Source organism: Buttiauxella noackiae, from assembly GCF_000737905.1.
Taxonomy (GTDB): Bacteria; Pseudomonadota; Gammaproteobacteria; order Enterobacterales; family Enterobacteriaceae; genus Buttiauxella; species Buttiauxella noackiae.
On sequence record NZ_JPRU01000001.1, the window covers coordinates 885,615 to 912,309 of the forward strand.

Sequence of the window (26,695 nt, forward strand, 5' to 3'; positions counted from 1 at the left end):
ACGATTTAAATGATTGAAATAACTAAATTTATACTTAATTACACCATAGCGAAGGAGTAGGAATTCGCGATGCCGGGTATTAAGGGGTAAGTGAGTATTAGGCTGCTCATCACACTGGGGGAAAAGTTTTACTGTGCAGCACAAATTGCGGCACTACAGTTGAATAACAGGCTTTGAAAATATTCGGTCAAGGAAACACCATGGCTGACTTACCAGAAATTATTCCCGGCGAAGAAAACACCCTTGCTGAGGAAAATAAACTCATCTGCGCCAGGCGTGCGGCAGCCTGCGTAGAAAATACCCTCCCAACCTGCGGGCTGGCATTGTCAGGCGGTGGAATTCGCAGTGCGACTTTCAGTCTGGGCGTTATTCGTGCGCTGGCAAAAAATGGGCTACTGACCCGTTTTGATTATCTCTCTACTGTTTCGGGTGGTGGCTATGTTGGGGGAATGCTGGGCAGACTCTACAGCGGAACACATTCAGCCAATCAGGTCGAAACAGCATTGGCGAAAGACTCCACATTGTTACTCTCCTGGTTACGAAATAATGGTCGTTATTTAACCCCAGCCGGAGCTCGCGACATTACCCTGTCAATCGCACAAATATTACGTTCTTTTAGTGCTGCCTTTACCTTAATTACCCTCCTTTCTACTTTGGTTTGTGCCGTTGCCGTTGCTATGAATCCTCTTTTTACTGAAGGATCACCCGGTTATTTCTGGGTGCTAAGTGTGCCACTAGCATTGGCGGGATGGCAGTCACTGGCTTACTGGGTGTTTGAACATAAATCTCGCTGGCTGTTTGCTACTGTTATCGCTATTACATTGATAGCCGTTTTTTTTGTCTTTGTATCCCCTCAACCCGCCTCCCTTACTCTCTTTCTGTGCGCGCTTTGTTGCATTCCGTGGCTATGGCTGTTCCCTAAAAAGACCAACATCAGCCTCTCTGCTTTTCGACTTGCGTTAACTCGCTTGCTGGCTGTTTGCCTGTGTGTATTTGCCGCATTATTGGTGTTGTGGGGAATTAATCGTGCCGGATACCGGGTATATCAATATTTCACTGGGGGTATCAGTCTCTATATCACCATTCCTGTAGCCCTCACAGCCATAAAAGCACTATGGGAAATTAGCCTGGTGAAATGGATAGTTAAGAAACTGGCACAAAAATTCCGCAACACGAAAATCGATCTTAGTGCGATCGGAAATCTCGCTGGTTTAGGGCTAATGGGTTTGACATTGATCTTTGGCTGCTCAGGGTTATTTCAACTTAATCAAACAATTTCCACATTCCCCTGGGTCATAAAGAATATTAATGAGCCCCTTTTTGCCTCTTTGCTCCCCTGGGCTGAGTGGTTAGCGGCATTACTCATCATTGTCGCTATTAAAAACATGATCAAATTCCTCAACCTCAGTTCGTTGCATAACCTCTACCGGGCCAGAATCGAACGAGCCTGGCTTTCCGTGGCAAATGTCGGTCCGGGGGAAAACTATCGATTTAATACCGATCCACTGAACGACAAAAAACCGCGTGATATGAACAAAATATCGCGAGTCACCGAAGTCATGCCGAAAGATGATGTGCTGTTTAAGGATTATGCTCCACATAAATATGGTGGCCCCTTTCACTTAATTACTGCCTGTATTAACCAGACTATTGATGACCGCTCTGGAAATTATAATGCAGACCGGAAAGGTATTGCCCTGACAGTCAGTGCATCAGGTGTAGAAACAGGAACAAAAGATCCGGACAAAAATGACAAGTCTGGTGATGAAACGCTTTCGCACTGGCTGGCTATCTCCGGCGCGGCGACCGGTACAGGGATGGGTTCAAACACCGCTCCAGGGCTTGCCTTTTTACTCTTCTTAATCGGTGGGCGGTTAGGCTATTGGTCACAACATTTATCACCTAAAACTAGAATGTTGCGAACTGAAGAAACGCCTAAAATAGTGCGCTTACTGCGCGGGTTAGCAGGACGTCATATTCCGGAAACGGGATATTTATTAAGCGAATTATTTGCCCGTTTTCCAGGTCTGAATAGCCCAATGTGGTTTCTCTCAGATGGTGGCCATTTTGAAAATACGGGCGTCTATGCCCTGCTTAAACGCCGAGTACAAACTATTGTGGTAACAGACTGTGGCGCTGACCCGAACTATATTTTTGATGATATGGAAAATCTGGTGCGCAAAGCGAAGATTGATTACGACATTACGATTACTTTTATGCCACAGCCCTCTGCACGCTACGGTACGCTGCATAAAATGACGGCAGAGACCATCGCACCGCCGCTGTTATTTGCCAGAATAATCTATCCACCCCAGCCGGGAGAGCCACACCCTGTGACAGGAAAATTGATTGTCGTGAAACCGCATCTGTTAAAGGGTATGGCGCTGGACACAGAATGCTATGCCCGTCGTCATTCTGATTTCCCGCAGCAAACGACTGCAGATCAATTCTTTAATGAAGAGCAATGGGAGGCTTATCATCAGCTAGGGCTACAGGCTGGGCGAGCGATTATTGCTGGTGATTTGAAATAAAAAAAGCGCGACCGAAGCCGCGCAAGGGATAACCAAAAGGTCAAAAGGTTACTGTGCTGATTTGCGGCCATACACGGCCCAGGTAATCACCACACAAATAATGTAAAAGACGAGGAAGACTTTCATAGCGTCCGCTGGGGAGCCGGTCAGTGCCAATGAAGTCCCAAATGCTTTCGGAATAAAGAAGCCGCCAATCGCACCGATCGCTGAGATAAAGCCCAATGCAGCAGCGGTATCAGTAGCCGCTTCACGCAGCGCCTGCTCTTCACTCCCACCCTGCGCTTTCACTCGGTCCATAGTCAATTTTCGGAAAATCACAGAGATCATCTGGAAGGTAGAACCACTTCCCAGGCCTGACGTCAGGAACAGCATCAGGAACACGCCGAAGAACGCGATGAAATTACCACCGACGCCGTTGTGTGGCAGCGTGGTAAACAGCAATGCGCTAAATACCGCCATCACGATGAAGTTATACAGTGAAACACGCGTCCCGCCCCAGCGGTCAGAAATCGCCCCACCCGCAGAACGTGCCAGCGCACCAATCAGCGGGCCGAAGAAGGCGAAATGCAGAATATTCACATCCGGGAACTGAGTTTTCGCCAGCATCGCAAAACCGGCAGAAAAGCCGATAAACGAGCCAAATGTCGCAAGGTAAAGCAACCCCATAATCCACAGGTGAACGCGTTTTAGTACCGGCAACTGCGCTTTTAAAGACGCTTTAGATGTGGCCAAATCGTTCATGCCAAACCAGGCCGCAATGGTCAGAATCGCCAGGAACGGTACCCACACCCACGCCGCGTTTTCCAGGAACAGCATGGAGCCATCTGCTTGCTCAACGCCCGTACCACCAAATACGGCGAACATGGAAAGCGAAATCGCCAGCGGAGCAAGTAATTGCATTACGCTCACACCCAGGTTACCCAGACCACCGTTAAGACCCAGCGCCCCGCCCTGTTTTGATTTCGGGAAGAAGAAGCTGATGTTCGCCATGCTGGATGCAAAGTTTGCCCCTGCAAAACCACACAGCAAAGCAATGGTGATGAACACGCTAAACGGCGTAGTTGGGTCTTGCACAGCAAAGCCTAACCACACGCATGGAATAATCAAAATCCCGGTGCTGAACGCCGTCCAGCGGCGGCCGCCGAATACCGGCACCATGAAGGCATACGGGACGCGCAGCAAGGCACCAGAAACTGACGGCAGTGCAGTCAACATAAAGAGCTGGTCGGTTGTGAAGTTAAAACCCACTTTATTCAGATTCACCGCAACCGCACTGAACAGCATCCATACGCAGAACGCTAACAGCAAGCAAGGAACGGAAATCCATAAGTTGCGACGGGCAATCGGGTGACCTTTAGTTTGCCAAAACGCAGGCTCTTCTGGACGCCATTCGGTAATAAGCGATCCCGTTTTCTGGCAATTCGCGGGAGACTGAGACATAAACACCTCATAAAGAGTGAGAGTAATGGCCGCCACATTAGGTGCTAATGGCGAATAAAAGTTGATGTGAATCAAGGGATAAGCCATCTGAATAGCGCTTAAAAAATCGCCATCACTCTTTGTGGGTAAGATTAAAAAAGGAAAATTGCCTGACTTTTCACATGGCTGATAACAGGTATATGAGGTCTTACACGACGACATGCCACCTCTGGCAATTTGTAGGTAACCCCTAAGGGGTATGGGTATACTCCAGGGTATGTCTGAGAATACCGCCCTGGCTTTCCATCGCCCCGGAGTTCACTTGTCAATATTAAAGCGCCTGCTATCCCCTCTCACTCTGTTTAACCAACTGGCATTAATTGTGCTTGTGTTGGCGTTGCTGGGTGTCGCGGGAATGAGTCTCGCAGGTTGGCTGGGGCAAGGCATTTTGGGCAATGCGCACGCTATCAATAAAGCCGGCTCTATGCGCATGCAAAGCTACCGCCTGCTGGCCGCTATCCCGCTTAGCGAAAAAGACAATGCGCTATTCGAGGAGATGGAAAAAACCGCCTGGAGCGAAGATCTACGGGTCGCCGCGCTGCGGGATGGGCAGCAAGAAAAGCTCGCCGCACTACAAAATTATTGGCGTGAAGAGTTAGGGCCCGCGCTGCGTCAAGCGCAAAATCCCGACCAGGTTCAGCCCCACGTCGCCAGTTTCGTCTCGCGCATTGATCAACTGGTGACCATTTTTGATCACACCACTGAAGCGCGTCTGCACCGAGTTATCCAGCTACAGCTGGGTATGGCGGCTGTAATGGGCTTGCTGATTATTTTTACCGTCATCTGGTTACGTAAACGGCTTTTACGTCCTTGGCGGCAATTGTTAGCGATGTCGCGGGCTATTGGTCACCGGGATTTTACCCATCGTGTGAATATTCCTGGCGGTAACGAAATGGCCACGCTGGGCCTTTCATTGAACAGCATGTCTTCGGAACTGGCTGGCAGCTACGCAAGTCTTGAGCAGCGCGTGCGCGAGAAAACCGCCGGGCTTGAGCAGAAAAACCAGATACTGTCGTTTCTTTATCAGGCTAACCGTCGTCTGCATTCGCAGGCGCCACTTTGCAAGCGTCTGTCTCCAGTACTTAGCGAATTACAGCATTTAACACCGCTGCGGAATATCGAGCTGCGCGTCTATGAATATGAAGACGAAGAGAATTACGAAGAGTTTACCTATCAACCTGACAGCAGTTGCGAAGCCCTGGGTTGTGACCTTTGCCCACGCGGGCCGGTGTTAGAGCCTTGCGAGACCACCACTCAAAAGTGGCGTTTGACCGACAACCACATTCAATATGGCCTGGTACTTGCGCAATTACCGGTTGGCAGCAGCCTGACACACGATCAGCAGCAGTTGATTTTAACGCTGATGGAGCAGTTGACCGCCACTCTGGCGCTTGAACGACAGTACGAACGCCAGCAGCAACTTGTGGTGATGGAAGAGCGTTCCGCAATTGCCCGTGAACTGCACGACTCCATTGCACAATCGCTCTCCTGCCTGAAAATGCAGGTAAGCTGCCTGCAAATGCAGGGCGAGGCTTTACCTGCCGAAATGCAGACGCTACTTGGCCAGATGCGCAGCGAACTGAACACCTCATGGCGGCAATTACGGGAGTTACTGACCACCTTCCGACTGCAATTAACCGAACCAGGGTTGCGCCCGGCACTTGAAGCAAGCTGCTGCGAATTCAGTGAAAAGCTGGGCTTCCCGGTGAATCTTGATTACCAGTTGCCACCGCGCCTTGTGCCATCACATCAGGCGATTCATTTGGTGCAAATAACCCGTGAAGCGCTTAATAACAGCCTGAAACACGCCGATGCGACCGCATGTGGAGTCAGCGTGATCTACCATGAAAACCAAATTACCTTAACCATATGGGATAACGGTCGGGGTATTCCCGACAATGGTGACCGCCGTAATCATTACGGATTAATTATTATGCGAGATCGTTCGCAAAGCCTGAAAGGTGATTGCCAGGTAGGTGCGCGCCCAGGCGGAGGCACTCAGGTTATCGTCAGCTTTATCCCCGAAATAACTACAGGAGCAGATCATGAATAACCCGGAAGCCTCGACCATTTTGTTGATCGACGATCATCCCATGCTGCGCACTGGCGTTAAGCAGCTCATCAGTATGGCCCCCGAACTAGCGGTCGTTGGTGAAGCTGGCAACGGAGAGCAAGGTGTGCAACTTGCTGAAGAGCTCGACCCGGATTTAATTCTGCTGGATTTGAATATGCCGGGCATGAATGGTCTGGAAACACTCGATTGCCTGCGTGAGAAACCATTGTCAGGCCGCATCGTTGTGTTCAGCGTTTCCAATCATGAAGAAGATGTAGTGACCGCCCTGAAAAGAGGGGCTGACGGCTATCTGTTAAAAGATATGGAACCCGAAGATTTGCTCAAAGCGCTGCAACAAGCAGCAGCCGGTGAGATGGTGCTGAGCGAAGCGCTAACGCCAGTGCTGGCGGCAAGTCTACGAGCCAACCGCGCTACCTCCGATCGGGACGTAAATCTGCTGACGCCTCGCGAACGCGATATTCTCAAACATATCGCCCAGGGTTTGCCGAATAAAATGATTGCTCGCCGTCTGGATATCACCGAAAGCACGGTGAAAGTACACGTTAAGCATTTGCTGAAGAAGATGAAGTTGAAATCCCGTGTTGAAGCAGCAGTGTGGGTACATCAGGATCGTATATTTTAAGCTAGCAACGAGGACGATGGTGGATGACACGCAAGCGCTTATCCACCCTACAAAACCGAGTCAAATCGCAGATCGGATAAGCGCAAGCGTCATCCGACATCAGCGATTATTCCCCTATTAACTCGTAACGCGGATCTTCCGCAGGGCTGATGACTAAAGGCTCCGCCAGTTTCAGCGAAATCCAGTTAGACGTCACCTTCTGGCCTTTATCATCTTCGATAACTGCCGACAGACGATACTCGTTTGGTCCTTCATTGTTCCAGGCTGGCATAATCATGCTCCAGCCTCTGGTATCACGGTTATCCGCTGGAGGCGTTAGACTGAGCGCATGAGTATCGCCCTGCCAGGTCACGCTGCGAATATTGTGACTGGCGCGGATCTGGAGCTTAAGCTCCACCGTTTCACCGCTGCGTAATTCCCAGGGCGGCGTGGCTAAAAATGCCGACAACGTTTTCTTCTGGCGATATTCCACCACCGGCAGGGAATCACGTTCCACATTGTCATAACGGCTACCGCGCAGTGAACTGGTGGTCGCGACTTCCGCCGCAGAAAGCTGTTTTTCCACCGGAACGCCAAAGCGATAATTCACTTTGAAGCCAAGGTTATCTTGCGAAACGCCGCTTTCGCCCTGCTTATGCTGCGCGGTTAACGTTAGTAAAGGAATTGGTGTGTAATTTAAGCCCATCGTTACCGCAACGGGGTTGCGATAACCGGTGCCACTATCGAATAAATCAACGCTTTGACCAAAATATTGCTCAAGGCTAACGCTGGTATTGATATGGCGATAAAACGGCAACCATGCCTGTGCCGTCACGTCATAGCCACGTGCGAGGCGCTGCTCCAGCGTTTCGCTGTTTCCTGATTGCCAGCCAGATAAAGGCTGATAATAGTTCGCAGACAGGCGCAAATATTCACCCCAGGCTTCAGCGCCTAATCCGGCACGCTGAAGATTATTAGCCAGTTGCTGATCATAAAAAGCGTTATAACCTAGCAACCATTGCCCCGCGACCCAACGCTGCCCGGCGCCGATATTGCCAACGGTGTCCTCGTCATGCCGCGTAAAACCCACCTGGCTCCAGGTAAGATAACGGTTGTTGTCTTCCCATGGTGTAAACAATGAAGCGTTGCTACCGTTCCAGTTGCCGTGTTCATCTACCAGCAGATTAACGTTCGCTTTACCCCAAGGCGATAATAACGATTCGGCTTCGCTGGTAACCTTGTCTGCCAATACATCTCGTAAGCGGGCGAAAGCAAATATACGTGCCTGCTCGCCAGTATCCAGCCCATCATCGACCATGCTGTCTTCACCAAATTTCTTCGCCATAGCGGCTATTTTGCGCGCCGCCGCGTCGGTTTCTGGTGCAATGCCCATATCTGGAAGCTGTTCGGTAGATGGAGCGAATGGGTTTTCGGCTTTCTCGATAAAGGTCTGCGGGGTACTGGCAGCCCCTCCCATGCTGAGGAGTGCTAATGGTAGGGTGACGAATGGAACAGCTTTTCTAAACATCTGGAAATTATAACATACTGTATTTCCGGATTTCAGTAACGTACAGCCTGGTTGCTGATTTCGGATAACACTCAATGTAGGATACGCACAACAGTTATGCCTGATAAGGCAAGGAGAGAAAATGCAGAAGATTGTGATTATTGCTAATGGGGCTGCTTACGGCAGCGAATCTTTGTTTAACAGCCTGCGTCTGGCGATTGCATTATGCGACCAGCAGCCTCAGCCAGAAGTGAAATTGTTTTTGATGTCTGATGCCGTGACTGCAGGATTACGCGGTCAGAAACCGGCTGAGGGATATAACATCCAACAGATGCTTGAGATCCTGACGGCGCAAAATGTGCCGGTGAAATTGTGTAAGACTTGCACCGATGGGCGTGGCATTACGGCACTGCCACTGGCTGATGGCGTGGAAATTGGTACGTTGGTGGAATTAGCGGAGTGGACACTGAGCGCTGATAAGGTTTTAACGTTCTAAAAGACGAGCTTATAACTGAGGCCAGCAACCAAATTTAATGATGACCTGACGCTAATTAACCGTATAAAAAACCGTCAGCTGAATGGTTTCAGGTGCATCTGCATTTTTGTTTAATCGTTATGGCATTTTTTGATCAAAGTCAGCATTTGTGAAGCTCGGGTCTGGTGTTATGCATAAAGTGTGATTTGTGAGCAGCATCACTGATTGCAAGGATAACCCGAGCATGGATGTCTAACTTTGATGTGATAGCGGAGTATAAAAATGCCAGTAGTGAAAGCCAGTTTGCATCTTTTCGGCGGTGACACCGTGGTGGTTCACTGTTCAAACAAAAGCCATATTCATTTGATGAGCGACACTACTTCTGCGGGTAAACCGCAGGCCGATATTTTGAGCGTGGAAGATAAGCAATCTGCTTATTTGACGGTGCCGTACAGCGGGACGTGGAAAGTGTTGATTGATAGCCACAGTAAATCGCTTGAGCACTCAATCAGTTATGTAGCAGCATAAAAACCTCATCCCGGCCCTCTTCATGAGGGCTACCTTTTTACGGGATGAGGTTCAGGAATGGTCAGGCAAAACCGGGCTGAAACTCCCCATCCTCACCTTTAGGTTGTAACCAGTCTCTGACTTTACTCACCAGTTCATCAAGACAATCATCGTGCATACCCCGCTTTATCAGCTCTTGTTCCAGCGAGAACAAATACTGGGCGTTGGTGCCCAATGGGCCACTGGCGGAAGCAATCAGCGGCGCGATAATGTCAGCACGCGTATCAGCTTCATAGAGTGGATGACGCGGGTCCATAATAAACACCAACGCATTCACCACGCGACTATCATCCAACTCGAGTTTGCACCAGGTAGGCAAATAACAGCCGGTGATCATCTCACGCTTCCACACCAGCGTCAGTTCGTCTTCAAGAATGGCTTCTGGCAAGCGGTAAGCAAGCCCGGTAGTGCGCCCGCCCTCTTTCAGGGCGAGCATGCGGCCAGGCTGGCAAGCAGTTCCACGCCCTGCAGTTAAACGCAGACAAAAGGCCCGGTGCCAGCCAACAAGTGTACCTGCCGCTGACTCTTCATATTCGAATGCCGGGTTCCACATCAGAGAACCATAGCCAAAAATCCATACGGGACTGCTATCTGGACGGCAAGCGAGCGTCGCGGCGAGTGATGCCGAGCGCTGCTCAGGGGTCCACAACAGCGATTCCTCAATGGAACCAAAAGCTGTCTTACAATCTGCTTTTATTAAGAAATCACGCGTTAACACCATACACCTCCGCCACTGCAAACTTCCGTGTGACTACGTCAGATGCGCCTTCCGGGCTTTTTAGTTACTGCTTACTATTAGAGCAGTATATCTGTGAACATAAGCAATTAGCGACACGCTGGCAAGTTTGATGACGATCACAAAACAATAAAAATGTCATATTAACTTGCCATACTGAAGTGTGCGGAGATGTTTGTGGATGAGTATCAATACATTATGTAAGGTTTAAGTTTTCTTATGCCATTTATCATCATCACCTTTTTGGTAACTGTGTTTCACGGCAGCCCACGCAACTTTATGGGCGGTTTCTTCACGGCTGGCATCATCCCGCCGGTCTTCTTTATCTTTGTACTCATCCCACGCGCTGTTAAACGCCTCTTTGTAGATATCCTGGGCATGAGCGGGAAGGACATTTTGTACGCTTTCCGGGAGGTCATTTCGGCTTTTGTAAGGCATTACGTTATCCTGAATCAGGTAAATATAAAGTGTGAAACACGAGGTCCGATCCTGCCAGTCAAAATCAATAATTGGGTTTATTAAAAACATATCATTATGTTTTATATTGATTAATATTAGTAAACACCTATTTTTACTCATCATAAAAGGTATTACCGTCTAAGCGGTAAAACTGAGTAAATTTTTTCAGAAAACGTCTATTCTTTGCTATTTTAACGGGGACATAATGTCCGACTATAATCAATAAATAGCTTAATGCCTGCACAGGTGGAGATGCATTTTGACCAAAACACAACATGAGGCGGTGAAAACCCGTCATAAGGAGAGTTCGCTCATTTTCCCGGTATTAGCGCTGGTCGTACTGGTGATGTGGGGAGGAAGCCAGTCTTTTCCAGCGGTTATTGGGATCAATATTCTGGCCCTGGTGGGCATTTTAAGTAGCGCATTTAGCGTGGTTCGTCACGCAGACGTACTCGCGCACCGTTTAGGTGAACCTTACGGTTCTCTCATTCTTAGCCTTTCCGTTGTTATTCTTGAAGTCAGTTTAATTTCCGCATTAATGGCAACCGGTGACGCAGCACCAACACTAATGCGTGACACGTTGTACTCCATCATCATGATTGTGACCGGCGGTCTGGTCGGCTTCTCGTTGCTGTTAGGTGGACGCAAATTCGCGACGCAATATATGAATCTGTTTGGAATCAAACAGTACTTAATTGCTTTGTTCCCACTCGCAGTCATTGTGCTGGTGCTTCCGACCGCATTGCCAGAAGGTAACTTTAGTACCGGGCAGGCATTAATGGCTGCGGCCATTTCTGCTGCAATGTATGGCGTGTTCTTATTGATTCAGACCAAAACGCACCAAAGCCTGTTTGTTTACGAACATGAAGACGAAGCGGACGACGACGACCCGCATCATGGTAAACCATCGGCGCACAGTAGCGTCTGGCATGCCATTTGGCTGATCGTACATCTGATAGCAGTTATTGCCGTCACTAAAATGAACGCAGTGCCACTGGAGTCATTGCTCTCGACGCTCAATGCGCCAGCACAATTTACCGGCTTCCTGATAGCGTTGTTAATTCTCTCCCCTGAAGGTTTAGGGGCGCTAAAAGCGGTGCTAAATAATCAGGTTCAGCGCGCAATGAACCTGTTCTTCGGTTCTGTACTGGCGACGATCTCGCTGACGGTTCCAACTGTGACGCTGATTGCTATGCTAACGGGCAACGACCTGACTTTTGGTTTAGGGATGCCGGAGCTGGTCGTGATGTTGACGTCATTGGTGTTATGCCAGATTTCGTTCTCGACAGGGCGCACCAATGTGCTCAACGGCACCGCGCATCTGGCACTGTTTGCCGCTTATCTGATGACGATATTTGCCTGACGGACCAGTATCGTAAAAAAAGCCCTTCTCGTGAGAGAAGGGCTTTTTGTTTGGTGGCTAATGGCAACGCCATCCGCCATTAATTCGTACTTACTTGCTGGTATCCAGCGGCTCGAAATTCTTCACTAAATCATCAATAGCTTTGATTTGCTTAAGGAACGGCTCGAGTTTTGCGAGTGGCAGTGCTGATGGGCCATCACAACGTGCTTTATCTGGATCCGGGTGCGCTTCGATAAACAGGCCTGCAAGACCTGTTGCCATACCCGCACGTGCCAATTCAGCAACCTGAGCACGACGGCCGCCAGATGCTGCACCAAACGGGTCGCGGCATTGCAGAGCGTGAGTTACGTCGAAGATAACCGGTGAGCCATTAGACACTTGTTTCATCACGCTAAAGCCCAGCATGTCGACAACCAGGTTGTCATAGCCGAAGTTCGCACCGCGGTCACACAGAATGATTTGATCGTTGCCACCTTCGTGGAATTTATCAACGATGTTACCCATTTGGCCAGGGCTTACAAACTGTGGTTTTTTGACGTTGATAACCGCGCCAGTTTTCGCCATCGCTTCAACCAGGTCAGTCTGGCGAGCCAGGAAAGCTGGCAACTGAATCACATCAACCACATCCGCAACAGGTTGTGCCTGGCTTGCTTCATGAACGTCAGTGATGATTTTCACACCGAAAGTTTGCTTCAGCTCCTGGAAAATCTTCATCCCTTCTTCGAGGCCTGGACCACGATAAGATTTGATGGATGAGCGGTTAGCTTTATCGAAAGACGCTTTGAATACGTAAGGGATGCCCAGTTTCTGGGTCACAGTGACATAGTGCTCACAAATACGCATCGCCAGGTCACGTGATTCCAGCACGTTCATGCCGCCAAACAGTACAAATGGCAGGTCGTTTGCGACGTTAATATCGCCAATGCTTACGACTTTCTGTTTCATCTTAATCTCGCCTTGTTGGGAAACATTTAAAAATTTGGCATCAGTGCAGAGTGATCTGCTTTTGCGAAATAGAGTTAATTTGCGCTTTGATCATCTCGCTTATTGGGTCTTCCGGGCACTGTTCAACAAAATAGCTGAGGTCGTTGAGTGCCACATGTTCGCAATCGAGCTGAGCATAGATCAAGCCACGGTCGCGAATTTCATAAGGATCTTCCGGGTTAAACTGGAGCAAGGCTTCACTGGTGCGTAGTGCCAACTCCATCTGACGCTCTTCCATCAGCGCGGACTTCATGGTGTCGAGTAATTTACGCACCACTTCCGCGTTGTCTGCTTCATCTAAATCTTCATCGAACAGCTCGGCAGTCGGCCCGACGTTACCCTTCAGCCACACTTCCAGCGTGTGTTCATTAAGCGTGTCGCCGTTAAATGGGTTGATGAGCCACATTTCACCGTCCATCCAGTCGCCGCGTAAAATCAGCTGAGTGGGAAAAATGACCGGATTCAACGGGATATCAAGACGGTCGGCTATCCACAATAGAATAGCACCCAGCGACACTGCACTGCCCTGACGCTTGGTCAATACGTTATCGAGCCACAAGGCATCGGATAAACGGTAAATGCCACTGGAGTCTTTAAAGCCCCAGGTGCCATAAAACAGTTCGACTAATTTTTCGAGCTGCACATCCTGGTGTAGACCTTCGCAGATCTCTTCACGCGCAAGGCTCGCCAGGCTTTCCAGTTGTGCTCGCACTTCTTCTGCCGGGAAATCATCACGGATCAGTTGCGAGACTAAGATCATGCCCTCGCATAACGGCGCCTGATTGAATTCGAAATCGGCTAACGACCTCATGACTTACCCCAATAATGGTATTTTTGTGGTGGCGAGTTTAATGATGATGTAAAGCACCACCAGGGCCAGCAGAAAGGCAAACCACCGAATCTGTTGGCTGCGTGGGCGCTTACCCAGCACGATAAACCCTAAAACGATATAGATAATAACGCCAAATAGCTTCTCAGTCAGCCATGCACCCTGTGGTGTGAAGGGATAGAAATGCGTAATCATCACGAGAGCGATGCCGCTGACCAGCAACACGGTGTCATTCACATGCGGAACAATGCGCACCCAGCGCTTGTTTGACATGGCTGATTCACGGTATTGCCACCAGTAGCGTAGAACGAACAGGGTCACGGAAATGAAGACCGTCAGAATATGCAAATGCTTGAGCGCGAAGTAAGTTGCCATTTGGCTCAGTTCCTTATTTAGAAATAGCGTCCTACTGTCAGACGGTCATTACCACCGTAATCCTGACAGCTTTGTATCTCGGTATATCCTGCTTCTGTAAATAATTCGCGGACTTGCGCAGCCTGAAGCCAACCGTGTTCGAGCAATAACCAACCACCAGGCTCAAGGAAATTGCGAGCTGATTCCACAAGAACGCGTAAATCTGCTAAGCCGTGATTATCTGCCACCAGAGCGCTACGCGGTTCAAAACGAACATCACCCTGTGAAAGATGCGGGTCTTCCTCGTCGATATAAGGCGGGTTGCTGACTATCACGGAGAAACGTTGGGTATTGAGCGCACTAAACCAATTGCTTTGCAAGACCTTAACATTGGTTATTCCGAGGCGGCTCGCATTATCGCGTGCAAGTTCTACTGCCTCAGGGACCAGATCAAGTGCTGTCACATCACAATCCGGGCGCTCACTGGCAATCGCCAGAGCAATTGCTCCTGTACCCGTGCCTAAATCCAGCACGGAACATGAGGCTGCGGGCATTCTGGCGAGGGCTTGTTCGACAAGGCATTCCGTATCCGGGCGTGGGATGAGCGTCACAGGAGAAACACGCAGCGGCAGCGACCAAAACTCACGCTCACCCACCAAATGCGCGATGGGCTCCCCCTTCACACGGCGCGCCAGCAAAACATCCAGCTGTTGCTGTTGCTCTACAGTCAATTCGGTTTCACCGAATGCCAGAATGAAGGTTCGCGCTTTCCCGCAGACAAAACCCAGCAGGATTTCCGCGTCACGACGCGGGCTTTCACTATCCTCAAGCTGGGCAATTGCCTGTTTTAACCAGTGTTGAAAATCCATTAGTCCTGCTCAGACAGCGCCGCTAGTTGGTCTGCCTGGAACTCCTGCACGATAGGTTCAATAAGTCCGTCGAGCTTGCCTTCCATCACTTCGTCAAGACGATATAACGTCACGTTGATACGGTGGTCGGTTACGCGACCTTGCGGGAAGTTATAAGTACGGTTACGGTCTGAACGATCGCCACTGCCAAGCAGGTTACGACGCGTTGACGCCTCTTCCTGCTGACGTTTAGCCATTTCAGCCGCACGGATACGTGAACCCAACACAGAAAGCGCTTTGGCTTTGTTTTTATGCTGTGAACGTTCGTCCTGACATTCCACCACGATGCCTGTTGGCAAGTGGGTGATACGGATTGCAGAATCGGTGGTGTTAACGTGCTGGCCGCCCGCACCCGAGGATCGGAAGGTGTCGATACGTAAATCACCAGGGTTGATATCGGGTAGTTCCGCTTCAGGAATCTCTGGCATTACTGCAACGGTACACGCTGAAGTATGAATACGCCCCTGGGATTCTGTCGCAGGAACACGTTGTACGCGATGTCCACCGGACTCAAATTTCAGGCGACCATACACACCGTCACCGCTGATTTTGGCGATCACTTCTTTGAAGCCGCCGTGCTCACCTTCGTTGGCACTAAGAATTTCAACTTTCCAGCGACGCGACTCCGCGTAACGGCTGTACATGCGGAACAAGTCACCAGCAAAGATTGCCGCTTCATCACCACCCGTACCTGCGCGCACTTCAACAAATGCGTTACGCTCGTCATCCGGGTCTTTTGGCAACAACAACACTTGCAGTTGTTGTTCTAATTCTTCGCTGTCGCTTTTGGCCTGATTTAACTCTTCATGCGCCATTTCGCGCATTTCTGGGTCGTCGAGCATGCTTTGTGCGGTTTCAATATCTTCCTGAATCTGGCGCCATTGCAGGAAGCAACGGGAAACGTCGCTTAACTGGGCGTATTCGCGGGACAAGGCGCGAAAACGGTCCTGGTCGGCTATGGTGGATGCATCTCCAAGAAGCGCCTGAACTTCTTCATGGCGCTCTTGCAGGGCTTCTAGTTTGGCAACGATAGAAGACTTCATGGGCGGTGTTTCACCTTGTAATAAGAGTTTATTTGCTAATCCAGCCCGAGGCTGTTGCGCAGAATCTGCAGGCGTTCTTCATCCCCGTCACGGGCAGCCTGCGTAAGCGATTTGGTTGGTGCATGGATCAGGCGATTAGTTAATTTCCACGCCAGATCCTGGAGAACGGTTTCGGCATCGGCACCCTGTTGAAGAGCAGCGATAGCCCTGGCAGCCAGGTCATCACGAACTTGTTCAGCCTGACTGCGATATTCGCGGATGGTCTCTGTGGCGCTTTGAGCGCGCAACCAGGCCATAAATTCACTGCATTCCTGCTCAACGATAGTTTCAGCTTCAACTGCGGCAGCTTTGCGCTGTGCAAGATTGCTTTGGATGATCGCTTGCAAGTCATCAACGCTGTAGAGATAGGCGTTCGGGAGTTTGCCGACTTCAGGCTCTACGTCGCGTGGTACGGCAATATCAACTAATAAAAGCGGCTGGTTACGGCGAGCTTTCAAGGCTCGTTCTACCATCCCTTTGCCAATAATAGGCAACGGGCTGGCGGTGGAACTGATAATAATATCAGCCTCCTGTAACCGGGAATCGATGTCACTCAGACTAATAACCTCTGCACCAACTTCGTCTGCCAGCACCTGAGCGCGCTCACGCGTGCGGTTTGCGATGATCATCTTATGAACATTGTGTTCGCGCAAGTGCCGTGCGGCCAGTTCAATTGTTTCACCCGCACCGACCAGTAGAACAGTAACGGTCGATAAGGATTCAAAGATTTGGCGTGCCAGGGTACAGGCCGCGAAGGCTACGGACACAGCACTCGCACCGATCTCAGTTTCGGTTCGTACGCGCTTGGCAACCGAGAAGGATTTCTGGAACATGCGCTCCAGTTCGTTGGAAAGCGAATGTCCTTTCTGGGAGTCTGCGAAGGCTTTTTTGACCTGCCCTAAGATTTGCGGCTCGCCGAGCACCAGGGAGTCAAGACCGCTGGCAACGCGCATTAAATGCGTTACCGCTTCATTATCGTGATGCCAGTAAAGGCTTTTACGCACTTCCTCTTCGTCAAGGTTGTGGTAGTTACAAAGCCAACGCACCAGTTGTTCGTGGAGGTTTTCCTGTTCTTCAACACTCAGATATAGCTCGGTACGGTTACACGTCGACAGCACCACCCCACCCTGTACCATTGGCTGGTTAAGCAGGCTGTTCAACGCCTGGTCGAGTGTATCCGGCGAAAACGTAACACGTTCTCGCAACGACACTGGAGCTGTTTTGTGGTTGATGCCAAGAGCTAAAAGGGTCATTGAGCGGCTGTGAGTAATACCGATGTTGATAAGGATTAACTCGGCGCATCATACAGGATGCGCGCAGTCAATAAAAGGGAGCCACCCCTTGGGGGTATCACCGCAATTAATGATTTAAGACAACTTGAACGTAGACGACCTCGCTTGCCACCGCTAGCATAAACAGTTAACAACTAAAATTAATGAGAAGGATCCGCTGCCACTATGTTTATGACGAAAGCCCGTCTGCTACGCCTTGCGCCACTGGCAAGCCTTGTTTTGGCTGCTTGTTCTGTTCATCAACCAAGCGGTCCGGCAAAAAGTCCTGACTCTCCGCAATGGTTACAACACCAGCAACAAGTACAAAAAATCACCCAATATCAGACGCGTGGTGCTTTTGCTTATCTTTCCGATAGGCAAAAAGTATATGCGCGTTTTAACTGGCAACAAACTACGCCAGAACGCTATCGCTTGCTGCTGACTAACCCATTGGGCAGTACTGAGCTTGAATTGAATGCACAACCTGGCGTGGTGCAACTGACTGACCGTAATGGTAAAAAATACGTTGCTGATAACGCCGAAGAGATGATTGGTAAATTGACCGGTATGCCAATCCCGCTAAACAGCCTGCGCCAATGGATCCTCGGCCTGCCAGGCGAGGCGACCGACTATAAAATCGACTCGCAGTATCGTCTGAGCGAAATCAACTACACGCAAGACGGTAAAACCTGGAAAGTGGTTTACAGTGATTATGACGACTCAGTGAAACCTGCCCTGCCGTCAAATATGGAACTGCGCGAAGGGGATCAACGCATCAAACTCAAAATGGACAGCTGGACGGTTAAATAATGAGAAAGCGTTGGCCATCACCGGCAAAACTGAATCTTTTTTTGTATATCACGGGTCGTCGTGAGGACGGCTATCATAATTTACAAACTTTATTTCAGTTCCTCGATTATGGCGACACAATCACCATTGAGCCGAGAAACGATGGTCAAATTCGTCTTGCGACACCGATTGAAGGCGTGCCAGATGAAGAAAATTTGATTGTCCGGGCCGCCCGATTATTGCAAGACAGAGCATTGCTGATGGGTTCATTACCGCAAGGTGCTGGAGCCGATATCAGCGTTGAAAAACAGCTACCAATGGGTGGCGGTTTGGGTGGTGGTTCGTCAAATGCGGCAACAGTTCTGGTGGCGCTTAACCATATCTGGAACACCGGCCTGACTGAAGATCAGCTGGCTGCCCTGGGGGTAACTCTTGGCGCTGACGTGCCGGTATTTGTCCGTGGCTTTGCCGCTTTCGCAGAGGGTGTTGGTGAGAAGCTTACGCCCGTTTCACCAGCGGAAAAATGGTACCTTGTTGCACATCCCGGAGTCAGTATTCCCACACCGGTCATTTTTAAAGATCCAGAGCTACCACGAAACACCCCGATCAGATCAATTGACACGTTATTAAATTGTGAATTTGGTAATGATTGTGAGGTTATCGCAAGAAAACGTTTTCGTAAGGTTGATGAGCTGCTTTCCTGGCTGTTAGAATACGCGCCGTCGCGCCTGACCGGCACCGGCGCTTGTGTGTTTTCTGAATTTGACACCGAGGACGCTGCCCGCCAGGTGCTTAAGCAAGCCCCGGAATGGCTGCATGGGTTTGTTGCGCGAGGCGTTAATGTCTCCCCGCTGCATCAGGCCATATCCGGGCAAGCTGAGTATTGGTGACAACGTCACCTTGTTTCAGACGTTGCATCAAGCTCTTTATACACCGCCTGGATGGCGTTACCCCGCCCGCATAAGCTGCGGTAACACCATCCGCCACTGGACGCATGCCTGAGGTTTTTCTCGTGCCTGATATGAAGCTTTTTGCTGGTAACGCCACCCCGGAACTAGCACAACGTATTGCCAACCGCCTGTACACCTCCCTTGGTGACGCCGCCGTCGGTCGTTTTAGCGACGGAGAAGTAAGCGTACAAATCAACGAAAATGTACGCGGTGGTGATATTTTCATCATCCAGTCCACCTGTGCACCAACGAATGACAACCTGATGGAATTGGTTGTTATGGTAGACGCCCTGCGCCGTGCTTCTGCAGGTCGTATCACTGCTGTTATCCCTTACTTTGGTTATGCTCGTCAGGATCGCCGTGTGCGTTCTGCCCGTGTGCCAATCACCGCGAAAGTGGTTGCTGACTTCCTCTCAAGTGTTGGGGTTGACCGTGTTCTTACCGTGGACTTGCACGCAGAACAGATTCAGGGATTCTTCGATGTACCTGTAGATAACGTTTTCGGTAGCCCAATCCTGCTTGAAGATATGCTGCAAATCGGCCTGGAAAACCCAATCGTGGTTTCTCCAGATATCGGTGGCGTTGTGCGTGCTCGTGCTATCGCAAAACTGCTCAACGATACCGACATGGCTATCATCGACAAACGTCGTCCTCGCGCTAACGTTTCTCAGGTTATGCATATCATCGGTGATGTATCTGGCCGTGATTGCGTTCTGGTAGACGATATGATCGATACCGGCGGCACTCTGTGCAAAGCAGCTGAAGCGCTGAAAGAACGTGGTGCTAAACGTGTGTTTGCATACGCAACTCACCCGATTTTCTCCGGCAATGCGGTCCACAACCTGCGTAACTCCGTTATCGACGAAGTTATCGTATGTGACACCATCCCACTGTCTGACGAAATCAAAGCGCTGCCAAACGTCCGCACCCTGACTCTGTCCGGTATGTTGGCTGAAGCAATTCGCCGTATCAGCAATGAAGAATCAATCTCTGCGATGTTCGAGCACTAATCGAACTCGCATTAAAAAACCCGCTGCGGCGGGTTTTTTCTTTTTACAGCACCTATTTGTTTAGAAAATGCCTCCTTCACCTGCCATGCCCCCCAGAAATGACAGATGATGCGCTCACGGATGGAATCAAAGTGAAAAACGTATCTTCTTCTGTATTACCTTTCCGCGCTCTGGTAGACGCTTGTTGGCGCGAGAAATACACAGTCTCCCGTTTTAGTCGCGATATTATTGCCGGCATTACCGTTGGGATTATTGCCATTCCACTCGCGATGGCTCTGGCTATCGGCAGCGGTGTTGCCCCACAGTATGGTCTATATACCTCGGCTATTGCCGGGATTGTTATCGCGTTAAGCGGTGGCTCACGATTCAGTGTTTCGGGGCCGACAGCGGCTTTCGTTGTCATCCTCTATCCGGTCGCTCAGCAGTTTGGCCTTGCCGGTTTGCTGATTGCCACGCTGATGTCTGGCGTGTTTCTGATTTTATTTGGGCTGGCGAGATTTGGCCGTCTCATTGAATACATCCCACTTTCTGTGACGCTCGGTTTTACTTCCGGAATTGGGATCACCATCGCCACTATGCAGGTAAAGGATTTCTTTGGTCTGACGCTGGAACACGTACCGGAACATTACCTCAATAAAGTGGCGGCGTTAGCCATGGCGATGCCCACTCTTAATCTCGGTGATGCTGCAATTGGTGTAGTAACGCTCGCAGTATTGATTCTTTGGCCGCGTCTGGGTATCCGTTTGCCGGGCCATTTACCCGCACTTTTGGCAGGCTGTGCGGTAATGGCTGTTGTCCATGCCGCAGGTTTCGATGTGGCAACCATCGGCTCTCGTTTCCACTATGTCCTGGCTGATGGCACACAAGGCAACGGCATACCGCAATTACTGCCGCAATTGATGCTGCCCTGGAACATCCCTGACTCGAACTTTACGCTCAGTTGGGATTCACTTAGTGCCCTTCTCCCTGCTGCATTTTCCATGGCGATGCTCGGCGCGATTGAATCGCTGTTGTGTGCCGTAGTGTTAGATGGCATGACCGGCACTAAACATAACGCCAACAGTGAACTGATTGGCCAGGGACTGGGCAATATCATTGCGCCATTTTTTGGTGGGATTACGGCTACTGCAGCCATTGCTCGCTCGGCTGCAAACGTGCGCGCAGGTGCAACATCACCTGTTGCCGCGGTTATTCACGCGCTGTTGGTGATTATGGCATTGCTGGTGCTTGCCCCATTACTATCATGGCTACCACTCTCCGCCATGGCAGCTCTTCTGCTGATGGTTGCATGGAATATGAGTGAAGCGCATAAGGTGCTGAGCCTGCTTAGACGGGCACCAAAAGATGACATCGTGGTAATGCTTATCTGTATGTCGTTGACAGTGCTGTTCGATATGGTCATTGCCATTAGTGTTGGGATTGTACTGGCATCACTGCTGTTCATGCGCCGTGTTGCGCGTATGACGCGACTCGCCCCTGTGAATATCCATACACCGGAGGGCGTGTTAGCACTGCGTGTAACAGGCCCACTGTTTTTTGCCGCAGCCGAAGGATTATTCAATGACCTTGCCCAACGAGTTGAAAACAACCAGCTGATCATTCTGCAATGGGATGCCGTCCCGGTGCTTGATGCAGGCGGCCTCGATGCGTTTCAACGCTTTGTAGAAAAACTGCCGGATGGTTGCGAATTGCGGGTGACGAATCTGGAGTTTCAGCCTCTTAAAACACTGGCACGAGCTGGTGTTCAGCCGATTCCAGGTCGACTTGCTTTCTTCCCGGATATTCATGCGGCTTTGGCTGAGTAAACTTTTTTGCCAAAAAAAACGGTTCTTAAGCAGAACCGTTTTCACTTCCAGATTTTTTAGCTGTGGCGATGATTATCGTCACGGCGGCAACGTTTATCAAAGTGGCGAACCCACCAATAACGGTCACCAACTTGTTCATGTCCGCCTACACGAGCACCCGCCAGCCAAAGAACCGCACCAACAAAGATGCTTAAAACCGCACCGTGGGCAAAGTATTGCGGGAAGTTGAATTGAGGGAGTTGGTTTAAAATGGAATAACCAACACCACCCACCATAACGACAAGCCCCAACCCCATGAAAATATTGCCGAGTAATGAAGCGTTTTTGCGTTTCATATGTCACCTCCGGGTGTTCGCGGGTCGGCGGGGGAAATCCCCACTCCTTGTGTGTAAAGTATAGACAACACCGCTTCGGATGATGTGCGTTAGCGGTCACAATAACGAATGAAAAAACTACAAAAGTTTACAAATAACTCGCTGAATAGCATCAAATTCTAATGGTTCACTCTATGAACTATTCAATAAATAAACATACCCCAAATAATTCGAGTAGTGGTAAGGCGGCAAGCGCGTGAGTCCCTGGAGCACAGATAACTATGTGACTGGGGCGAAGGTGAGCAGCCAACGCATCAGCAACTTGAAGTATGACGGGTATAGATGACACATTCGCTCTTTGTCATCGCGCCTTGAGCACAGTAAACTACGCGGCTCTGGTCTGTTTTCAGGAAATTAAACGTGAGTATTAAATTAATAGTTGGCCTGGCAAACCCAGGTGCGGAATATGCGGCGACCCGCCATAACGCTGGTGCCTGGTATGTGGATTTGCTCGCTCAGCGCCACAACCAGTCGCTTAAAGAAGAGAGTAAATTCTTCGGTTACACAGCGCGCATAAACCTTGCCGGAGAGGATGTTCGCCTGTTAGTCCCAACCACGTTTATGAACCTTAGCGGCAAAGCTGTTGGTGCAATGGCCACATTTTTCCGAATTGCTCCCGATGAAATCCTGGTCGCACATGATGAGTTGGATCTCCCGCCAGGCGTTGCAAAATTTAAGCTTGGTGGCGGCCACGGCGGTCACAATGGTCTGAAAGACATCATTAGCAAATTAGGTAATAACCCAAACTTTCACCGCTTACGTATCGGAATTGGCCATCCGGGTGATAAAAACAAAGTTGTCGGATTTGTATTAGGCAAACCACCACTCAGCGAACAGAAGCTGATTGACGATGCAGTAGATGAAGCGGCACGTTGTACGGAAGTTTGGTTAAAGGAAGGTTTAACTAAAGCCACTAACCGACTGCATACCTTTAAGGCACAACCCTAGCCTGAACTGCGGGCAACGAGGATTTCTGCGCCCGTTATATGCCGTTTGCGTGTATAATGTGGGAAGTTATGATCATTTTATCAATGAGACGACATCAACTCATTGAATATCAAGTAATTAAGGTAAAATAAACCATGGGATTCAAATGCGGTATCGTCGGCTTGCCGAACGTTGGTAAATCAACCCTGTTCAACGCGCTCACTAAAGCGGGAATCGAAGCAGCAAACTTCCCGTTCTGTACTATTGAGCCGAACACTGGTGTGGTACCAATGCCGGACCCACGTCTGGATAAACTGGCCGAAATTGCTAAACCACAGCGCATCTTGCCTACTACTATGGAATTCGTCGATATCGCCGGTCTGGTAAAAGGCGCATCGAAAGGTGAAGGTCTGGGTAACCAGTTCCTGACCAACATTCGTGAAACCGAAGCCATTGGCCACGTGGTGCGTTGTTTTGAAAACGACAACATCATTCACGTAAATAACAAAGTTGACCCTGCTGACGATATCGAAGTTATCAATACCGAACTGGCACTGTCTGACCTCGATACCTGCGAACGTGCAATCCATCGTGTGCAAAAGAAAGCTAAAGGCGGCGATAAAGACGCAAAAGCTGAACTGGCTGCGCTGGAGAAATGTCTGCCACAGCTCGAGAACGCCGGTATGTTGCGTGCGCTTCCTCTGACCGACGAGGACAAAGCAGCTATTAAATACCTGAGCTTCCTGACGCTGAAACCAACTATGTACATCGCAAACGTCAACGAAGACGGTTACGAAAACAACCCATACCTCGACAAAGTGCGTGAAATTGCCGCCGCCGAAGGTTCAGTGGTTGTTGCTGTATGTGCAGCAGTTGAGTCTGATATTGCTGAGCTCGACGATGCTGACCGTGAAGAGTTTATGGCAGAAATGGGTCTGGAAGAACCAGGTCTGAACCGCGTTATTCGCGCAGGTTACGAGCTGCTGAACTTGCAAACTTATTTCACTGCTGGTGTGAAGGAAGTGCGTGCGTGGACTATCCCTGTTGGTGCAACTGCGCCACAAGCTGCAGGTAAAATCCACACTGACTTTGAGAAAGGCTTCATCCGTGCCCAGACTATCGCGTTTGAAGACTTCATCACCTACAAAGGTGAACAAGGTGCGAAAGAAGCAGGCAAGATGCGTGCAGAAGGCAAAGACTACATCGTTAAAGATGGCGATGTAATGAACTTCCTGTTCAACGTCTAAAATAGTTTTGTTGTCTCACGAGATTTCTTAGAATTTCGTGAGAACTAACAAACACCATAAAATCCACGCTATTGCGTGGATTTTTTATTTTATTAAGGCGCAACTCATCTCTTAACAAAGCAGTCAACAATGAGTACATGGATAAGTACACCATTCTTCCATCTTCATTTTAAGTGAGAACAATAACGGTATAGTTATGCTCACCGATACGCAATGCCGCACTGCCAAGCCGAAAGAAAAACTCTATAGGCTCAATGATTTCAACGGTCTCTATCCAGAAGTGAAACCCAATGGCAAAAAGGCATGGGCTCTCGGTCTAAACTCAACGGTAAATCCAGCATGTTTGCCTTGGGCGAGTACTCGATACTCAAACTTGCCGAAGCTCGCCCCCTCCCTGATTAACGACGCAGGAACAAATCATCTGCGGTTTGTTTCCAGTCAAAAGGTTGAAGGGTTTCCCATACGACCCCGCGTTGTGTCATTCTTTCTGGTAACCTCTGCTGCGTGGCGATTGTGCCAATGCACATACTGGCAGGAAGACCCGCGTCTTCTATCATTTTCATCACTTCTCGCATTTCCTCTGCTCGGCGAACACCATGTTCTGCCACCCGGCTTATCATGTAGTGTGGGAAATCTCCGTCCCAGCCCAGCGAAGGAAAGCTGGCATGCAGCGAGGCCAGTACCTCGTCTTCGACGCCGTAATGTCGAGCTGCAAGGAGGCATTCAGTGGTTAATGCCTCCAGCCCTTTTATCATCACACTGCGGCACATTTTAATCGCTGATACATCACCCACTTGATTGCTGCCAAAGCTTGCATTGAGCCCTGATTGTTGTAAAAACTGTACGGTTTGTAGCGCAGTTTCACCGCCAATTAGCAGGGGTGTCGCGGCACGTTTCAGTGGAACAGGTGCCATTACTGCCACATCGACATAGTTTGCTCGCCCAAGACAACATTCGGCAGCCTGCCGCTTTGTGCCCGGCGCAACAGAATTACAATCCAGAAAAGATTGCCCCTCGCGTAGTAATGGCTGGCATTCAAGCACCAGATTGAGCGAATTTCCCGCCGTCACCAGGGAGAAAATCCACTCAGCATTTTCCAGTGCTTCGGCCAGGGAACCCGCTGCGTGTACACCACAGATACGGGCTTTATTGCGCATTGCTTCGCCTGCATCACCAATGAATTTAGTGTCCCATACTGTCACATGGTGGTTTTTCACCAGTTCGCTGGCGAAAATCGTTCCTGCTTCACCGAAACCAATAACTGTGATGTTCGCCATACTGTTTTCCTTATTACATGCCCTGAGGCCAGATTGTGCCTGAGATAGCGACTTGCCCTTCAAAAATCAGCCGGGCAGTACGCAGCAGACCGCAACCCGCAATATGTTGCCCTTCAAGCTGCAACAACACGCTGAATTCTCCAGTGGGATGTTCAACACTGACGCGCTGTGATGGGGTATCGCTGATTCGCGCCACTCCCTCAGCTACGGTGTTGGAAATAAGACAGGCAGTTGCAATACTTACCGCACCCAATACACCGACGGATGCGTGGCAACGATGTGGAATAAATGTACGGCTGGAGATAGCCCCACCGTTGCGCGGCTCTGCCAGTAATGTCATTTTCGGAACGGTACGGTGCGTGACATCACCAAGATGCATTTTCGGCCCCATCTGCAAGCGAATGGACTCAAGCTTCTGTTTCAGCTCTGAATCGTTATCCAGCACTTCACGACTTTCATAACCGCTACGTAGCAGATCTTTAGCCCGCAGCAGTATCACGGGCATGCCGTTATCAATACAGGTAACTGAAATTCCATCGACGTAGTCCTGGGGATTTCCAGTGGGCAATAACGCACCGCAGCTTGAACCCGCAATATCCTGGAACTCCAGAACAATTTCCGCAGCACTACCTGGAACACCATCTATGCGTAATTCCCCCTCATATTCCACGCCTTCGGCTGTTGTCGGGATAATTGCGCGGGCGATTTGCCCGGTGTTTTCCATGTAGATACTGACTTGTGTGTGCCCATCCTGTGGCGCGACAAGCCCGCGTTCAATGGCAAATGGCCCTACCGCTGCGAGGATGTTGCCGCAGTTCTGCCCATAATCCACAGCTGCGGTATTCACATTCACTTGAGCAAATAGATAATCAACATCCACGCCTTCGCGTGAAGATGGCTGAATGATTGCTACTTTGCTGGTCAGAGGATCGGCACCACCAAGGCCATCAATTTGCCGGGGGTCCGGTGACCCCATAACAGCCAGTAACACGCTATCACGTACAGCGGCGTCGGCTGGTAAATCAGCAGCCAGAAAACAGGCGGCTTTCGACGTACCTCCGCGCATGTACAGACAAGGGATTTTGCGTTGTTTCAT

Annotated in this window: 25 protein-coding genes and 1 pseudogene; 13 read left to right on the forward strand and 13 right to left on the reverse strand. The window is 49.9% G+C overall.

What is annotated here, in order from left to right:
• Positions 1–200: 200 nt before the first annotated feature.
• Positions 201–2,531, forward strand: coding sequence for a patatin-like phospholipase family protein (locus tag IX31_RS03945; protein WP_034455862.1), 2,331 nt, complete (start codon positions 201–203; stop codon positions 2,529–2,531).
• 48 nt (positions 2,532–2,579) lie between these two features.
• Here IX31_RS03945 and IX31_RS03950 read toward each other — a convergent pair whose 3' ends face one another.
• Positions 2,580–3,971: a NarK family nitrate/nitrite MFS transporter gene (locus IX31_RS03950; protein ID WP_034457138.1), complete on the reverse strand. Its 1,392-nt coding sequence runs from the start codon at positions 3,969–3,971 to the stop codon at positions 2,580–2,582.
• A gap of 307 nt (positions 3,972–4,278) precedes the next feature.
• On the opposite strand from IX31_RS03950, the gene narX reads away from it, so the two are divergent.
• Both narX and narL read left to right on the forward strand, forming a co-directional pair.
• Positions 4,279–6,063 carry a nitrate/nitrite two-component system sensor histidine kinase NarX gene (gene narX / locus IX31_RS03955; protein WP_034457139.1) on the forward strand — a complete coding sequence of 595 codons (1,785 nt, stop codon included), beginning with the start codon at positions 4,279–4,281 and terminating at the stop codon, positions 6,061–6,063.
• On the forward strand, positions 6,056–6,706 hold the full coding sequence (narL, locus tag IX31_RS03960; protein ID WP_034455863.1) for a two-component system response regulator NarL: 651 nt from the start codon (positions 6,056–6,058) through the stop codon (positions 6,704–6,706). The genes narX and narL overlap by 8 nt, the downstream gene beginning before the upstream one ends.
• Before the next feature lie 106 nt (positions 6,707–6,812).
• On the opposite strand, the gene IX31_RS03965 is transcribed toward narL, so the two are convergent.
• Positions 6,813–8,213, reverse strand: a complete 1,401-nt coding sequence (locus tag IX31_RS03965) for a YchO/YchP family invasin (protein WP_034455865.1) — start codon at positions 8,211–8,213, stop codon at positions 6,813–6,815.
• 121 nt (positions 8,214–8,334) lie between these two features.
• Here IX31_RS03965 and IX31_RS03970 point away from each other — a divergent pair, with 121 nt between their 5' ends.
• Together IX31_RS03970 and IX31_RS03975 are read left to right on the forward strand one after the other, a co-directional pair.
• Positions 8,335–8,688: a DsrE/DsrF/TusD sulfur relay family protein gene (locus IX31_RS03970; RefSeq protein WP_034455866.1), complete on the forward strand. Its 354-nt coding sequence runs from the start codon at positions 8,335–8,337 to the stop codon at positions 8,686–8,688.
• A 261-nt stretch (positions 8,689–8,949) separates the two neighbouring features.
• On the forward strand, positions 8,950–9,195 hold the full coding sequence (locus tag IX31_RS03975) for a DUF1883 domain-containing protein (RefSeq protein ID WP_034455867.1): 246 nt from the start codon (positions 8,950–8,952) through the stop codon (positions 9,193–9,195).
• Between the two features lie 61 nt (positions 9,196–9,256).
• Here IX31_RS03975 and IX31_RS03980 read toward each other — a convergent pair whose 3' ends face one another.
• Positions 9,257–9,952 carry a gamma-glutamylcyclotransferase gene (locus tag IX31_RS03980; protein WP_034457140.1) on the reverse strand — a complete coding sequence of 232 codons (696 nt, stop codon included), beginning with the start codon at positions 9,950–9,952 and terminating at the stop codon, positions 9,257–9,259.
• A 225-nt stretch (positions 9,953–10,177) separates the two neighbouring features.
• Positions 10,178–10,408 carry a putative cation transport regulator ChaB gene (gene chaB, locus IX31_RS03985; RefSeq protein ID WP_034455868.1) on the reverse strand — a complete coding sequence of 77 codons (231 nt, stop codon included), beginning with the start codon at positions 10,406–10,408 and terminating at the stop codon, positions 10,178–10,180.
• 280 nt (positions 10,409–10,688) lie between these two features.
• Between chaB and chaA the strand changes: the two genes are divergently transcribed.
• The gene (chaA, locus tag IX31_RS03990; RefSeq protein ID WP_034455869.1) at positions 10,689–11,792 is read left to right on the forward strand and encodes a sodium-potassium/proton antiporter ChaA; all 1,104 of its coding nucleotides are present in this window, start codon (positions 10,689–10,691) and stop codon (positions 11,790–11,792) included.
• A 90-nt stretch (positions 11,793–11,882) separates the two neighbouring features.
• Here chaA and kdsA read toward each other — a convergent pair whose 3' ends face one another.
• From kdsA to hemA, 6 genes are read right to left on the reverse strand one after another with little or no spacing between them, the layout of a single operon-like run.
• The gene (gene kdsA, locus IX31_RS03995) at positions 11,883–12,737 is read right to left on the reverse strand and encodes a 3-deoxy-8-phosphooctulonate synthase (protein ID WP_034455870.1); all 855 of its coding nucleotides are present in this window, start codon (positions 12,735–12,737) and stop codon (positions 11,883–11,885) included.
• A 40-nt stretch (positions 12,738–12,777) separates the two neighbouring features.
• Complete coding sequence (gene sirB1, locus IX31_RS04000) at positions 12,778–13,587, reverse strand: invasion regulator SirB1 (RefSeq protein ID WP_034455871.1); 810 nt, start codon at positions 13,585–13,587, stop codon at positions 12,778–12,780.
• A gap of 3 nt (positions 13,588–13,590) precedes the next feature.
• Positions 13,591–13,980 (reverse strand): invasion regulator SirB2, encoded by a 390-nt coding sequence (gene sirB2, locus IX31_RS04005; protein ID WP_034455872.1) that lies wholly within the window; start codon positions 13,978–13,980, stop codon positions 13,591–13,593.
• A gap of 17 nt (positions 13,981–13,997) precedes the next feature.
• A complete protein-coding gene (gene prmC / locus IX31_RS04010) occupies positions 13,998–14,828 on the reverse strand; it encodes a peptide chain release factor N(5)-glutamine methyltransferase (RefSeq protein ID WP_034455873.1) in 831 nt (276 codons plus the stop codon).
• On the reverse strand, positions 14,828–15,910 hold the full coding sequence (gene prfA / locus IX31_RS04015; protein WP_034455874.1) for a peptide chain release factor 1: 1,083 nt from the start codon (positions 15,908–15,910) through the stop codon (positions 14,828–14,830). The genes prmC and prfA overlap by 1 nt, the downstream gene beginning before the upstream one ends.
• Before the next feature lie 35 nt (positions 15,911–15,945).
• The gene (gene hemA, locus IX31_RS04020) at positions 15,946–17,202 is read right to left on the reverse strand and encodes a glutamyl-tRNA reductase (RefSeq protein WP_034455875.1); all 1,257 of its coding nucleotides are present in this window, start codon (positions 17,200–17,202) and stop codon (positions 15,946–15,948) included.
• 204 nt (positions 17,203–17,406) lie between these two features.
• Between hemA and lolB the strand changes: the two genes are divergently transcribed.
• The 4 genes from lolB to dauA all read left to right on the forward strand — a co-directional run bounded on the left by lolB (position 17,407) and on the right by dauA (position 21,774).
• Positions 17,407–18,030 (forward strand): lipoprotein insertase outer membrane protein LolB, encoded by a 624-nt coding sequence (gene lolB / locus IX31_RS04025; protein ID WP_034455876.1) that lies wholly within the window; start codon positions 17,407–17,409, stop codon positions 18,028–18,030.
• A complete protein-coding gene (ispE, locus tag IX31_RS04030) occupies positions 18,030–18,899 on the forward strand; it encodes a 4-(cytidine 5'-diphospho)-2-C-methyl-D-erythritol kinase (RefSeq protein WP_034455877.1) in 870 nt (289 codons plus the stop codon). The genes lolB and ispE overlap by 1 nt, the downstream gene beginning before the upstream one ends.
• 122 nt (positions 18,900–19,021) lie before the next feature.
• On the forward strand, positions 19,022–19,969 hold the full coding sequence (gene prs, locus IX31_RS04035) for a ribose-phosphate diphosphokinase (protein ID WP_008454180.1): 948 nt from the start codon (positions 19,022–19,024) through the stop codon (positions 19,967–19,969).
• Between the two features lie 131 nt (positions 19,970–20,100).
• Positions 20,101–21,774: a C4-dicarboxylic acid transporter DauA gene (gene dauA / locus IX31_RS04040; RefSeq protein WP_034457141.1), complete on the forward strand. Its 1,674-nt coding sequence runs from the start codon at positions 20,101–20,103 to the stop codon at positions 21,772–21,774.
• A 56-nt stretch (positions 21,775–21,830) separates the two neighbouring features.
• On the opposite strand, the gene ychH is transcribed toward dauA, so the two are convergent.
• Positions 21,831–22,109: a stress-induced protein YchH gene (gene ychH, locus IX31_RS04045; RefSeq protein WP_034455878.1), complete on the reverse strand. Its 279-nt coding sequence runs from the start codon at positions 22,107–22,109 to the stop codon at positions 21,831–21,833.
• Between the two features lie 399 nt (positions 22,110–22,508).
• Between ychH and pth the strand changes: the two genes are divergently transcribed.
• From pth to IX31_RS22190, 3 genes and pseudogenes are all read left to right on the forward strand, one after another.
• On the forward strand, positions 22,509–23,096 hold the full coding sequence (gene pth / locus IX31_RS04050; RefSeq protein ID WP_034455879.1) for an aminoacyl-tRNA hydrolase: 588 nt from the start codon (positions 22,509–22,511) through the stop codon (positions 23,094–23,096).
• Between the two features lie 134 nt (positions 23,097–23,230).
• The gene (gene ychF, locus IX31_RS04055) at positions 23,231–24,322 is read left to right on the forward strand and encodes a redox-regulated ATPase YchF (protein WP_034455880.1); all 1,092 of its coding nucleotides are present in this window, start codon (positions 23,231–23,233) and stop codon (positions 24,320–24,322) included.
• A gap of 196 nt (positions 24,323–24,518) precedes the next feature.
• Positions 24,519–24,709 (forward strand): annotated as a pseudogene (locus IX31_RS22190) (Arm DNA-binding domain-containing protein); the annotation flags it as partial.
• 11 nt (positions 24,710–24,720) lie between these two features.
• Here the strand turns inward: IX31_RS22190 and IX31_RS04060 are convergent.
• Both IX31_RS04060 and IX31_RS04065 read right to left on the reverse strand, forming a co-directional pair.
• Positions 24,721–25,599, reverse strand: a complete 879-nt coding sequence (locus tag IX31_RS04060; RefSeq protein WP_034455881.1) for a DUF1932 domain-containing protein — start codon at positions 25,597–25,599, stop codon at positions 24,721–24,723.
• Between the two features lie 13 nt (positions 25,600–25,612).
• Complete coding sequence (locus tag IX31_RS04065; RefSeq protein ID WP_034455882.1) at positions 25,613–26,695, reverse strand: 4-oxalomesaconate tautomerase; 1,083 nt, start codon at positions 26,693–26,695, stop codon at positions 25,613–25,615.